The organism is Pseudomonas vanderleydeniana, from assembly GCF_014268755.2.
Classification (GTDB): Bacteria; Pseudomonadota; Gammaproteobacteria; order Pseudomonadales; family Pseudomonadaceae; genus Aquipseudomonas; species Aquipseudomonas vanderleydeniana.
This window is the reverse complement of record NZ_CP077093.1, coordinates 6,287,977-6,299,908: the sequence shown is the minus strand read 5'-3', so window position 1 is coordinate 6,299,908 and position 11,932 is coordinate 6,287,977. Positions and strand designations below refer to the sequence as shown.

The following is an 11,932-nucleotide window of genomic DNA, read 5'->3' as shown; positions in this document are numbered from 1 at the left end:
TGCTGGCTGGGTTGGACGTAACAAAATATTTCGCATCGCACGCTAGCAACGCAATATGACAGAACGGCGACCGCCGCTCTGCGTCGGGCCTTCCAGTATGCCTGTTGGCGAAGCGGAGGAAAGGGCTGGCGTTATGCCGAAGGGCAGCGCGTGCAGGCTGACCCATGCCCATCCTGTCGGCACGGGTCAGCCAGGGTGCATTCCGTTATGGCATCACCGGCCCGCTATAGGCCAGGGTCGTCCCCAATGCCCACAGCAGGACCAGCACCAGCGGCGCATGCACCAGCAACTGCACGAAGGAAAAGCCGATCAGGTCCCGCGCTTTCAGGCCCAGCACACCCAGCAGCGGCAGCATGTAGAACGGGTTGATCAGGTTCGGCAGGGCCTCGGCCGCGTTGTAGATCTGCACTGCCCAGCCCAGGTGGTACTTGAGCTCGTTGGCGACCTGCATCACGTAGGGCGCTTCGATGATCCACTTGCCACCGCCGGACGGGATGAAGAAGCCCAGCACCGCCGAGTACACGCCCATCAGCAGGGCATAGCTGTCGTGGGAGGCGATCTGGGTGAAAAAGGTCGAGATGTGGTGTGCCAGGGTTTGGGCATCGGTGCCCTTGACCGTGGTCATCAGCGCGGCGATCGAGCCGTACAACGGGAATTGGATCAGCACCCCGGTGGTGGTCGGTACGGCCCGCGACACCGCATCGAGGAAGCTGCGCGGGCGCCAGTGCAGCAGGGCGCCGGCCATCAGGAACAGGAAGTTGTAAGTATTGAGCCCCGAGATCGCGCTGATCGCCGGCTTGGTCGAGAACTCATGGAACAGCCAGCCGGCGGCCAGCAACGCCAGCAGCAGGGTCAGCAGCGGGCTGTGTTCCAGCCACTCGCCGGGGCGGGTGCGTGGGCTCAGTGGTGGCAGGTTAAAGCTCGGGTCGACGCCGCAGGCCTTGGCATCACGGGCCGAGTTCGGGCCCGGGGCGGTGGCATAGGCCACCACCAGCGAGACCACGATCAGCGCCAGCAGCAGTGCGCCGGACTGCCAGAGGAAAATGGTCTGGGTGAAGGGAATGACCCCCGTGATCGACAGGATCGATGGCGGCAGGCTGGCCGGGTTGGCCTGCAACTGCGCGGCGGACGACGACAGGCCCAGGGCCCACACCGCGCCGAGACCGAGGTAGGCGGCGGCGCCGGCGGCGCGGTAGTCCATGTGCAGGTCGGTGCGCCGGGCCAGGGCACGTACCAGCAGTCCCCCGAACACCAGCGAAAGGCCCCAGTTGAGCAGCGAGGCGACCATCGAGATCAGCGCCACCCAGGCCACGGCAGAGCGACCGTTGCCGGGAATGCGCGCCAGGCGGTCGATCAGTTTCACTGCAGGCGGCGAGCTGGCGACCACATAACCACCGATGACCACGAAGGCCATCTGCATGGTGAACGGAATCAGGCTCCAGAAACCGTCGCCGAAGGCCATGGCGGCATCGGTCGGCTTGGCACCCATGGCCAGGGTACCCAGGGTGACGACGATCACGGCCAGTGCGGCGAATACCCAGGAGTCGGGAAACCAGCGCTCAGCCCAGTTCGAGCAGCGCAGGGCAAAGCGGGCATAGCGGCTTTCATCGATATCGGCAGCCACGGAAGTACCTCGTTTTCTTATGTTTGTAAGAGGAGAGCCGCCTCCGGTGGAGGTGGCCGGAACCGCTCAAGAATGCGGTATTCGTCGCGCGCTGCAAAGTGTTGCAATTGCGTACGGATTGGCACGGGCTGTCGAAAAACGGAACCCGGTACGCATATTTCTGCTAAAAAGTGACCCAATGACGGGTTCCAGGTTGTAGTCACCATCGAGTGCACTAACCTTTGCCTCCTGCGCGATGGTTCATGACCCGATGCGCTTGTCTATTTTTCGTACAGCTCGGGCAGCCCTGCGGCTGCCTCCGAAAAGGTTATTCCGAGTGCCCTATGACCGTTGATGCCTATCCGCGAAACCGCCGCTTCTCCCGGGCCGACTACAAGACCCTGGGCCTGGCGGCATTGGGCGGAGCGCTGGAAATCTACGATTTCATCATTTTCGTATTTTTCGCCCTGACCCTCAGCCAGTTGTTCTTCCCGCCGGAGATGCCCGAGTGGATGCGGCTGCTGCAGAGCTTCGGGATTTTTGTCACCGGCTACCTGGCGCGGCCCCTGGGCGGGATCCTCATGGCGCATTTCGCCGACCGCCTGGGGCGCAAGCGGGTGTTCAGCCTGAGCATCCTGATGATGGCCTTGCCCTGCCTGCTGATCGGGGTGATGCCGACCTACGCCCAGATCGGTTACTGGGCGCCGTTGCTGCTGTTGCTGCTGCGGGTGCTGCAGGGCGCGGCCGTCGGGGGCGAGGTGCCGAGTGCCTGGGTATTCGTCGCCGAGCATGCGCCCCCCACGCACCGAGGCTATGCCCTGGGCGTGCTGCAGGCCGGGCTGACGTTCGGCTATCTGCTGGGTGCACTGACCGCGACCTTGCTGGCGCGGGTCTACAGCCCGGCGGAAATTCTCGATTTCGCCTGGCGCTTCCCGTTCCTGCTCGGCGGGGTGTTCGGTGTGATTGGCGTCTGGCTGCGGCGCTGGCTCAGCGAGACCCCGGTGTTCATGGCCTTGCAGGCCCAGCGTGAGGCGGGCGGCGAGCTGCCCTTGCGCACGGTGCTGCGTGACCACCGGCGCTCGATTTTCCCGGCGATGCTGCTGACCTGCGTACTGACTTCGGCCGTGGTGGTGCTGGTGGTGATCACCCCGACCGTCATGCAGAAGAGCTTCGGCATGAGCGCCAGCCATACCTTCGCCCTGAGTAGCCTGGGGATCGTGTTCCTGAACATCGGTTGTGTATTGGCCGGCCTGCTGGCCGACCGGATCGGCGCCTGGCGCGCCGTGCTGTTCTACAGCCTGTTGCTGCCGGTGGGCATCGGCCTGCTGTACGCCTGCCTGATCAGTGGCGGGACCTGGATCAACCTGGCCTATGCCCTGGCCGGCCTGGCCTGTGGTGTGGTCGGGGCGGTACCGTCGGTGATGGTCGGGTTGTTTCCCAGTCGCATCCGTGTGTCCGGTATCTCGTTCACCTACAATATTGCCTACGCCTTATGGGCGAGTACGACACCGCTGCTGCTGATCAGCCTGATGCCCTGGAGCCCCTGGGTCTGCGTGGGGTATTGCCTGGTGATGGGAGCGGTCGGTTCGTTCGCCGCCTTGTATTTTGGCGGACGGATCGCCATGAGTGCCGATTCGCAGGCCTGTACCGGGCATTGAGGCCCGCCAGGCGGCAACGGTTTTTCGAGGAGGTTACGGTATCCCGGACAGGGCAACGCACGGAGTGGCGGCGCTGGTTCGGGTTTCTTTCCCAAGAGGCATATCGAAATGGATTTTCGTGTCCTTCTGGCCGTCGGCGTTGCCCTCGGCTGTTCCCTGGTGACGCCCGTCACCGATTCGATGGACGGGGCTCGCCCCGGGCAGGTGCTGCGCATCCGGGCGGCGCCGACGATCACGCCGGTGATGCAGGCGGCTCATGGGCTTGAAACCTCTTCATTCAGGAGTGCGGTGTTTCGCACGGTCCACTATCAACGGCAGGTGGAAGGTGTACCCTTGGCAGACAGTTTCGAGGAACTGCCACTCAAGCGGCACCTGCCGGTCTGGGTGTTCTGAGCCACCGCTCGTGCACGCCTGCCTAAGAGGCCGGTTTCGGTAGAGGATCAACGGCCCATGGCTGGATTTGCACACTATCCGCTCAATGCCCGGGGCCGGGATTTCGCCGTGGGTGATATCCACGGCCATTTCACCCGCCTGCAGGCTGCATTGGACCGCCTGGACTTCGATCCCGCCCGTGACCGCCTGTTCAGCGTCGGTGATTTGGTCGACCGTGGACCACAGAGCGAGCTGGCCCTGGAGTGGCTGGCGCGGCCATGGTTCGCGGCGGTCCAGGGCAACCACGAGGCGCTGGCGATCCAGTATGCCCAGGGACTGTTGCCGGACCCGGAAATGTATCGCGCCAGTGGCGGTGGCTGGTTCATCGACAGCAGCCCGCAGGACCAGCGTCTGTTCGCCGACCGCTTCGCCCGACTGCCGATTGCGCTGGAGGTCGAGACCCGGCTCGGACCGGTGGGGATCGTGCACGCCGACAGCCCCTTTGCGAGCTGGAGTGCCCTGCGTGAATACCTGCTGGGTGGCGTCCAGGCGGACATCGCGGTGGAGGAGGTCTGCCAGTGGTCCCGCAGCCGTGTGAGAAACCATGACGCCAGCGGCATTCGCGAGGTCCGGGCGGTAATGGTCGGGCACACCACGCAGCGCCAGCCCACCGTGCTGGGGAATGTCTATCATATTGACACGGGTGGCTGGGGCAACGGTTGTTTCACGCTGGTGGAACTGGACAGCCTGGGGTTCGTCAGGCCTGACGCCAACTGACGGCTTCGATGCCGAACTTCTCGGCCGTGGGTTTACTGGTCTTTTTCACCCGTTCGCGGCCGAACCGACCGATTCGACCGACACCGGCGTCGCAACTGGCCCAGTGCCAGGCTTCGGCGTTGTCCATGCGCTCGCAGCGGATGATGAAGGACTTGGGGGTACCGTGAAGGGTGTAATCGATAACGAACAGCTTTGCCGTGCTCATGGATCTGGAACTCCTCCCTGTTGTTTTGAAAGTGATCCCCCGTTGCCGGAAAAATTCCGTCGATCAGCCCGACGGTTTATCGCAGCAAATAACTCGGAAAAGTCCTTCAGAAAAGCCCTCGGTAGCCGATGGCAAGGACAGATAGCCGTATTTCCCTTTTGCCATCGGTGCATGCCATGTTCAACAAACGCTTGAAGCAGGAGCTGTCGGCTCTTCGTGAAGAATTGTCGAGTCTTCAACAGGTCAGGGAAAGCCTTGAACAGGAAATGCTCGTGCTCACCCTGGACGCCGATGGCCGTATCCATTCCGTCAACCAGAACTTCACCCAGGAAATGCTCTACCAGAGCAGCGCGCTGCTGGGGCACCCGATCGATGATTTCGTGCCGGCGTACCTGAAGAACTCGGACTTCCACCAGCGCTTCAAGAATGCCCTGAGCCGTGCCGAACATTTCAGCGGTGCCATTCGCCTGCTGCGTGGCAATGGCCAGGAAGCGTGGCTGCGCTCGATCATGCAGCCGATTCGTGGTTCCGATGGCCGCGTCCAGCATTTCTCGATCTATTCCAACGACCTGACCCGAACCATCGAGAGTTCCCGCGAGCACGAGAACCTGATCGGTGCGTTGTTGCGTTCCACGGCCGTGATCGAATTCAACCTGGCCGGTGACGTCCTGACCGCCAATGACCGTTTCCTCGATGGCATGGGCTACAGCCTGGCGCAGATCAAGGGCAAGCACCATTCCATCTTCTGCGAGCCTGGCGAGGCCCACAGCCCCGAGTACCAGGCGTTCTGGAAACGCCTGAACGCCGGCGAATTCATCGTCGGGCGCTTCAAGCGCGTGGACAGCCATGGTCGGGTGGTCTGGCTGGAGGCTTCCTATAACCCGGTGCTCGACTCCAATGAGCGGTTGTACAAGGTGGTGAAGTTCGCCACCGTGATCACCGACCAGGTGAACCAGGAGCAGGCCGTGGCCGAGGCGGCGAACATCGCCTACAGCACCTCGCTGCAGACCGACGCCAGCGCCCAGCGCGGTACCTCCGTGGTGACCCAGGCCGTCGACGTGATGCGCGACCTGGCCCAGCACATGCAGCACGCCGGCGAGGGGATCGAGGCGCTCAATGCCCAGTCCCAGGTGATCGGTACCATCGTCAAGACCATCAGTGGCATTGCCGAACAGACCAACCTGCTGGCGCTGAACGCGGCGATCGAGGCGGCGCGGGCCGGCGAACAGGGCCGTGGGTTCGCGGTGGTGGCCGACGAGGTGCGCCAGTTGGCCTCACGCACCAGCCAGGCGACCGACGAGATCGTCACGGTGGTGCGCCAGAACCAGGACATGGCCCGTGATGCGGTGTCGCTGATGAACAGCGGCAAGACCCAGGCCGAGGAGGGCCTGGCGCTGGCGGCCGAGGCGGGCACGGTGATCGTCGAGATCCAGGATGGGGCCCAGCGGGTGGTCAGCGCGGTTGGGCAATTCGCCAATCAGCTGAGCACCTGATAGCGCGCCGGCCTGTAGAGCGCCGCTCGTGGGCCCTCAGGGCTGGAGGGCCACCACCATGTCGATTTCGACCGAAGCGTTTTTCGGCAACTGGTACACCCCGACCGAGGTCCGGGTGTGCACGCCAGCTTCACCGAAGACGCTGTAGAGCACTTCCGAGGCGCCGTCGGCGACTTCGCTCTGCTGGGTGAAGTCCTCGGCGCTTTGCACATAGACGTTGATGCGCAGGATCCGGCGAATCCGTTCCAGGTCCCCATCGAGCATCTGCCGCAGAATCGCCAGGGCCCGCATGGTGCTGATCTGCGCACCGTGCCGGGCCTGTTCCAGGCTGGTCTGTGCGCCGACGCGGCCGGTCACCCTCACCGTGTTGTCGATCCGCGGAATCTGCCCGCTGACGTAGATCTCGAGATCGTTCTGTACCGCCGGCACATAATTGCCGCCAATCTTCATTTCACCTTCGAAGCTGTGGCCGAGCTGATCGGCGATCCGGGCGAAGCGTTCGTTTCTCGATTGCGGCATCGTTATTGTCCTGGCGAGTGGCGAGTGGCGAGTGGCGTTTGGCCTGGCCAGCCCGGCTGGGCTGGGTTCGACCTGCATCAGATCACACGGCTCGCAAACGCTCAATCATCTCCGGGAAACGCTTCCACACAAGCGCGCTCGTTGCAACACAGGTAAACTTCCGCCTTTCCCAAAGGAGTTCCCATGAGCTACTACCAGCCCGGCATTCTCGCCAAGCCTGTGCCCTCGCAGGCACGCCATCTGTTTTTCGCCCTGGAGTCCGCCGAGGCCCTGCCGGCTGCGCTCGACAGCCTGGTCCGGCTGGTCGATGGGAAAAACGCCGTGGTCGGTTTTGGTGAGTCGCTGGTGCAGGCGCTGGGTGCTCATGTCGAGGGGCTGAAGGCTTTTCCGGTCATCAGTGGCGCCGGGGTGGACAACCCGTCGACCCAGCATGCGCTGTGGTGCTGGCTGCATGGCGAGGACCGCGGCGAGCTGCTGCATCGCAGCCGCGAACTGGAGCAGGCGTTGGCGCCGGCGTTGAGTCTGGTGCAGATGACCGAGGCCTTCCGTCACAAGACCGGCCATGACCTGACCGGCTACGAAGACGGCACCGAGAACCCGGTGGATGAGGCGGCCGTCGAGGCGGGTATCGCCGCGGGCGATGTGGCCGGCCTGCGCGGTGGCAGCTTTGCCGCGATCCAGCAATGGAAGCACGACCTGGACGGTTTTGCCGCCCTGCCGGCGCATGAGCAGGACAACATCATGGGCCGTCGCAAGAGCGACAACGAGGAACTGGACGACGCCCCGGAGTCGGCTCACGTCAAGCGTACCGCCCAGGAAAGCTTCGCCCCCGAGGCGTTCGTCGTGCGTCGCTCGATGCCGTGGTCGAACGAACAGGGCGCCGGCCTGATGTTCGTCGCCTTCGGGCGCACCTTCGAGGCCTTCGAGGCCCAGCTGCGGCGCATGAGCGGGCTGGATGACGGGATCACCGATGCCCTGTACCGCTTCAGCCGGCCGATCACCGGGGGTTACTACTGGTGCCCGCCGCTCAAGGAGGGGCGTCTTGACCTGAGCGTGCTGCTGGCCGGTTAAACCGAGCCGTTCACATTTGTGTAGAAAAACGCCGGATGCCCAGCCTCCGGCGTTTTTTTCGGCTCGTGGACTAGACTTGTAGAGTAACTCGCGCGCAGCAGAACCCGGTCGGCGATGCATTCGCTCCCTTGGCCCGCCTGCCGGCTGCGTGTCTGGTCCCTGGCGGCGACGGCGGTGTTTCCGGGCGTTACCTGCCACCGTGCAAGGGAGCGACTCGGGCCCTGTCGGGGCCGGGAGTGTTTCTCATGTTACCCGTACGTTCCCCTCTGTTCGTGGCACTGGCCGTCGGCTTGCTGGCCACGGGCGTCATCCGGGCGCAGGCGGCGCCTGTCAGCAGTGAACCGATCAACATGGAGGCGGTGCAATTGGCGCCGCAGCAGCAGAATGGCGTGGAGTACCTCACGGGTGGTATCGGCGAGGATGAACTCAGGGCCCTGGCCCAGACCCGTGGCTACAACCTGCACGTCGTTTCTTCCACGGGCGCGCAGGACAAGTACCTGGCCGATGTGAACATCACGATCAACAAGTCTGGTGGCGAGTCGGTGCTGAGCCTGATCCAGGTCGGCCCGCTGGTCTACGTGAAGCTACCGATGGGGCACTACCAGGTCATCGGCAGTCATGACGGGCGCGAAAGCCGGCAGAATGTCGTCATCGATGGCAAGGGCATCCAGACCGTCAACGTGCATTGGAACGATGCCTATTGAGTGATGGCCGCCGTCAACTCAGGTGCGACCGATCCAGGAGTACTGGAAGGTTTTCCTCGGGTCGGCTTCGTGGGTGCGGCGTCGATAGCTGGAGAAGTCCGCTGACGAGCAGTAGGTGCAGGTCGGGCTCGTTTCCACCTGCCAGTCGGCGATTCCCGCTGCCCGCAGCAGCCGTTGGGCATAGCCCTGCAAGTCGAACCAGAAGCTGCCCGCCTGCCTCGCTTCAGGAGGCGCCAGGCTGGGGGGCGAGAGGGGGGCCGGTTGCTCGCGGGTCCAGGGTGCCGCACTCTCGGCCCAGAGAGGGCCTTGGCTCTCCTGCAACTCGCTGACGAACGCCTGGCTGACTTCGTAGCAGCAAGGCCTGATCGACGGGCCGATGGCGATGCGCAGGGACCGCCGGGGAATCTCCAGCGCCTCGAAACGCGCGATGGCGTTGCCGATGATGCCGCCGCGCAGGCCTTTCCAGCCACCATGCAGGGCCGCCACCAGCGAGCCGTCCTCGGCCGCCACCAGCAAGGGCAGGCAGTCGGCGGTAATCACCGCGATCGGCCGTTCGCCATCGGTGTACACCGCATCGCCCTGCAGCGAGCCGGCTGGCAGGTTGTCCGGCGCTTCGATCAGGATCGCGCTGTGGATCTGCTTGCAGGTGAACACCCCGTCGGGCAATCCCTCGTTGGCCTGGCTGAGAAAACCGTGGCGGATGCCCGGGATCTGGCTGAGGTTGCTGGCGTACTCACTCACGATGGCGGCTCCACGTGTCGATCGGAAGCGGCGAGCATACCCGGATTGTCGATTTTGGGGATGCACGATCGGCGTCTTGCGCATAGGCTGCGCACAACGGGGCGGGGTCCCCGCAACCTATTCTGGAAACGAGGCGGGATGATGGGCAAGTTGCGAGTCGGGATCATTTTCGGTGGGCTGGGCGCGGAGCATGAGGTGTCGCTGCAATCGGCGAAAAACGTGGTCGATGCACTGGACCGCGAGCGCTTCGAGCCGGTCCTGGTCGGCATCGACAAGCAGGGGCGCTGGCACCTCAACGACAGTTCCAACTTCCTGCTCAATGCCGAGAATCCGGCGCTGATCGCGCTCAACCAGTCCAACCGCGAGCTGGCGGTGGTGCCGGGCAAGATCGGCCAGCAGCTGGTCGAGACCGGCAGCCAGGCGCTGCTGGACCAGGTCGACGTGATCTTCCCGATCGTCCACGGCACCCTCGGCGAAGACGGTTGCCTGCAGGGTCTGTTGCGCATGGCTGACCTGCCGTTCGTGGGCTCCGATGTCCTCGGCTCGGCGGTGTGCATGGACAAGGACATCAGCAAGCGCCTGCTGCGCGACGCCGGCCTGGCGGTGACCCCGTTCATCACCGTCAACCGCGCCACGGCGGCACGCCTGGACTTCGACCAGGCCCGGGCGAAGCTTGGCCTGCCGATGTTCATCAAGCCGGCGAACCAGGGCTCGTCGGTGGGGGTGAGCAAGGTCGAAAACGCCGAGCAGTTCCAGGCAGCCATGGCGCTGGCCCTGGGGTTCGACGAGAAGGTGCTGGTCGAGTCGGCGGTCAGCGGCCGGGAAATCGAATGCGCGATCCTCGGCAATGACCAGCCGATTGCCAGCGGTTGTGGCGAGATCGTCGTGCGCAGCGGTTTCTATTCCTACGACAGCAAGTACATCGACGCCCAGGCCGCCGAGGTGGTGGTGCCGGCGGACATCAGCGAGCAGGCCTGCGAGCGTATCCGCAGCGTGGCGCTCGAAGCGTTCCAGGTGCTCGGCTGCTCGGGCCTGGCCCGTGTCGACGTGTTCCTGACCGACAGCGGCGAAGTGCTGATCAACGAAATCAACTCGCTGCCGGGCTTCACCCGTATCAGCATGTACCCCAAGCTGTGGCAGGCGGCGGGGATGACCTACAGCGAACTGGTCAGCCGCCTGATCGAGCTGGCGCTGGAGCGGCATGCGGTGCGGCATGGGTTGAAGCACAGCCGTTGATGCAGGAGGGACGGCTTTACCCCCGATACGGCTTGACGCTAACGTCTGGGCGCAACCTGTTTGCCATACCCCTTGTCAGGAGGACAGCATGTCGTTGAGTCATCGCCCGGTCGAGGCACGGGACCTGCCCGTGATCTGTGGTTTTGCCCAAGGCGAGGAAGAGTTGTTTTTCTTCTTCCCCAAGGCCCGCTACCCGCTGACCGTGGAGCAGTTGCAGGGCTCCATCGACCAGCGTTCGGATTCGACCGTGGTCGAACTGGACGGCGAGGTGGTCGGTTTCGCCAACTTCTACCAGTGGGAGCAGGGCGGCACGTGCTCGATCGGCAATGTGGTCATCGCCCCGCATGTCCGTGGGCGGGGCGTGGGCGAGTACCTGGTCCGGCTGATGGTCCGGCTGGCTCGGGAGCGCCATCAGGCCAGCGAAGTGCGCCTGTCCTGTTTCAACCAGAACCTGGCAGGGCTGTTGTTCTATCCGAAGCTGGGATTCGTGCCCTATGGCATCGAGGAGCGTCAGGACTTCAAGGGCCGGCGCGTGGCACTGATCCAGTTGCGTTGGGCAGGTGAGCGCGCAGATAGCGTTAATCAGGCCGAGTGAGGCAGATAATCTCGACTTTGAAGGATGTTGAGATTTTTCATGCGGTTTTTCACGAGTTATGGAACATCTTGGCAATCGCCTGCCGCCGCTGTTGGATAGCATAGGTTCTAGCGAATAGACCTGGAAGGCGTGGGCGAGAGGCGAGGCATGCAGACCCTGATCAGCGATTATCAGCACGGCGAGGTGGTGGGCAGTCACTGTCACAACGAGGCGCAGTTGGTCTATGCGACCCGTGGCGTGATGTATGTGTGCACGGAGCAGGGCAGCTGGGCCATTCCGACGGGCCATGCACTGTGGGTGCCGGCCGGTGTCGCCCATGAGATTCGCATGAGTGGCGAGGTGCGCATGCGCACGCTGCTGATCGATCCGGCGCTGTATCCGGTGGCGGCGGTCCAGTGTCAGGTGATCCAGGTGTCGAACCTGTTGCGTGAACTGATCCTCGCTTCGGCGCAGGGCGGCAGCGAGGAGCGGTGCTACCATCTCGGTGCGTTGATCCTGCTGGAGCTGCAGTCGGCCCGGCAGGTCGACCTGTACATCCCGGCGCCCCGCGATGCCCGCCTGCGTACCTTGTGCACGCGCTTTCTCGACCAGCCCGCGCAGGAGTGGACGCTGGAGCAGTGTGGTGCGCAGTTGAACATGAGTTCACGAACCTTCGCCCGGCTGTTCCAGCGGGAGCTGGCGATGTCCTTCGGCGAGTGGCGAACCCGTGCGCGGCTGGTGCTCAGCCAGCAGAGCCTGGCCCAGGGGGCGTCGATCCTGGATGTGGCGCTCGAGTTCGGCTACCAGAGCGCCAGTGCCTTTGCGGCGGTGTTCAAGCGTGAGCTGGGGCACACTCCCCGGCAGTACCGCATGAATGAGCCGGCAGGTTGTCCCGTTTGATGCTGCGGTTGTCCCGATCACGGGAGAAGCGCCCCTAGGCTGCCACTTACTCTGGGATTCACGATTCTGACTGTGAATT

Annotated in this window: 13 protein-coding genes and 1 pseudogene; 10 read left to right on the top strand and 4 right to left on the bottom strand. The window is 63.9% G+C overall.

Going from position 1 to position 11,932, the window contains the following annotated elements:
• Nucleotides 1–205: 205 nt before the first annotated feature.
• A complete protein-coding gene (locus HU752_RS28370; protein WP_186678746.1) occupies nt 206–1,624 on the bottom strand; it encodes a short-chain fatty acid transporter in 1,419 nt (472 codons plus the stop codon).
• 323 nt (nt 1,625–1,947) lie between these two features.
• On the opposite strand from HU752_RS28370, the gene HU752_RS28365 reads away from it, so the two are divergent.
• The 3 genes from HU752_RS28365 to HU752_RS28355 all read left to right on the top strand — a co-directional run bounded on the left by HU752_RS28365 (nt 1,948) and on the right by HU752_RS28355 (nt 4,410).
• Nucleotides 1,948–3,261: an MFS transporter gene (locus tag HU752_RS28365; protein WP_186678743.1), complete on the top strand. Its 1,314-nt coding sequence runs from the start codon at nt 1,948–1,950 to the stop codon at nt 3,259–3,261.
• A 108-nt stretch (nt 3,262–3,369) separates the two neighbouring features.
• Nucleotides 3,370–3,654 (top strand): hypothetical protein, encoded by a 285-nt coding sequence (locus tag HU752_RS28360; protein WP_186678741.1) that lies wholly within the window; start codon nt 3,370–3,372, stop codon nt 3,652–3,654.
• Between the two features lie 57 nt (nt 3,655–3,711).
• The gene (locus HU752_RS28355) at nt 3,712–4,410 is read left to right on the top strand and encodes a metallophosphoesterase (RefSeq protein ID WP_186678739.1); all 699 of its coding nucleotides are present in this window, start codon (nt 3,712–3,714) and stop codon (nt 4,408–4,410) included.
• Here HU752_RS28355 and HU752_RS28350 read toward each other — a convergent pair.
• Nucleotides 4,391–4,615 (bottom strand): DUF6555 family protein, encoded by a 225-nt coding sequence (locus tag HU752_RS28350; RefSeq protein WP_186678737.1) that lies wholly within the window; start codon nt 4,613–4,615, stop codon nt 4,391–4,393. The genes HU752_RS28355 and HU752_RS28350 overlap by 20 nt on opposite strands.
• Nucleotides 4,616–4,743: 128 nt before the next feature.
• Here HU752_RS28350 and HU752_RS32320 point away from each other — a divergent pair.
• A pseudogene (locus tag HU752_RS32320) lies at nt 4,744–5,568 on the top strand (PAS domain-containing protein); the annotation flags it as partial.
• A 108-nt stretch (nt 5,569–5,676) separates the two neighbouring features.
• On the top strand, nt 5,677–6,108 hold the full coding sequence (locus HU752_RS32315; protein ID WP_420066342.1) for a methyl-accepting chemotaxis protein: 432 nt from the start codon (nt 5,677–5,679) through the stop codon (nt 6,106–6,108).
• Between the two features lie 36 nt (nt 6,109–6,144).
• Here the strand turns inward: HU752_RS32315 and HU752_RS28340 are convergent, their stop codons facing one another.
• Nucleotides 6,145–6,627: a RidA family protein gene (locus HU752_RS28340; RefSeq protein ID WP_186678732.1), complete on the bottom strand. Its 483-nt coding sequence runs from the start codon at nt 6,625–6,627 to the stop codon at nt 6,145–6,147.
• 183 nt (nt 6,628–6,810) lie between these two features.
• Here HU752_RS28340 and HU752_RS28335 point away from each other — a divergent pair, with 183 nt between their 5' ends.
• Nucleotides 6,811–7,698, top strand: coding sequence for a Dyp-type peroxidase (locus HU752_RS28335; protein WP_186678730.1), 888 nt, complete (start codon nt 6,811–6,813; stop codon nt 7,696–7,698).
• A 245-nt stretch (nt 7,699–7,943) separates the two neighbouring features.
• Complete coding sequence (locus HU752_RS28330) at nt 7,944–8,402, top strand: carboxypeptidase regulatory-like domain-containing protein (RefSeq protein WP_186678728.1); 459 nt, start codon at nt 7,944–7,946, stop codon at nt 8,400–8,402.
• Between the two features lie 18 nt (nt 8,403–8,420).
• Here HU752_RS28330 and HU752_RS28325 read toward each other — a convergent pair whose 3' ends face one another.
• Complete coding sequence (locus tag HU752_RS28325; RefSeq protein ID WP_186678726.1) at nt 8,421–9,143, bottom strand: purine nucleoside phosphorylase YfiH/LACC1 family protein; 723 nt, start codon at nt 9,141–9,143, stop codon at nt 8,421–8,423.
• Between the two features lie 141 nt (nt 9,144–9,284).
• On the opposite strand from HU752_RS28325, the gene ddlA reads away from it, so the two are divergent.
• The 3 genes from ddlA to HU752_RS28310 all read left to right on the top strand — a co-directional run bounded on the left by ddlA (nt 9,285) and on the right by HU752_RS28310 (nt 11,853).
• Nucleotides 9,285–10,379, top strand: coding sequence for a D-alanine--D-alanine ligase (gene ddlA / locus HU752_RS28320; protein WP_186678724.1), 1,095 nt, complete (start codon nt 9,285–9,287; stop codon nt 10,377–10,379).
• 88 nt (nt 10,380–10,467) lie between these two features.
• Complete coding sequence (locus HU752_RS28315; RefSeq protein WP_186678722.1) at nt 10,468–10,974, top strand: GNAT family N-acetyltransferase; 507 nt, start codon at nt 10,468–10,470, stop codon at nt 10,972–10,974.
• A 147-nt stretch (nt 10,975–11,121) separates the two neighbouring features.
• Nucleotides 11,122–11,853, top strand: a complete 732-nt coding sequence (locus HU752_RS28310) for an AraC family transcriptional regulator (RefSeq protein WP_186678720.1) — start codon at nt 11,122–11,124, stop codon at nt 11,851–11,853.
• The last annotated feature ends 79 nt before the right edge of the window (nt 11,854–11,932 follow it).